Consider the following 255-nt stretch of genomic DNA (forward strand, 5'->3'; position numbering starts at 1 on the left):
TATCCCGCTGAGCTTGTTGGACCGTCGTGTAGCCCATGGTCGGTATCCACTCGGTTTTCAGGCTCCTGAACACCCGCTCCATCGGCGCATTATCCCAACAATTTCCTCGCCGGCTCATGCTCTGACGTATGCGATATCGCCAAAGGCGCTGGCGAAAACTCCGGCTTCCATATTGCGAGCCTTGATCGGAGTGGAATAGCAATCCTTGAGGCTTCCCTCGATGCTCGTAAGCCATGTCCAAGGCCTTGATGACCA

1 protein-coding gene is annotated in these 255 nt (G+C 55.3%); it reads right to left on the minus strand.

Annotated elements, in window-relative coordinates; translation table 11 throughout:
* A partial coding sequence (locus AACY08_RS30250) for a DDE-type integrase/transposase/recombinase (protein WP_339472758.1) occupies positions 1 to 255 on the minus strand: 255 nt, incomplete at both ends.

This window comes from Pseudomonas sp. EL_65y_Pfl1_R83 (assembly GCF_963970695.1).
Taxonomy (GTDB): Bacteria; Pseudomonadota; Gammaproteobacteria; order Pseudomonadales; family Pseudomonadaceae; genus Aquipseudomonas; species Aquipseudomonas tritici.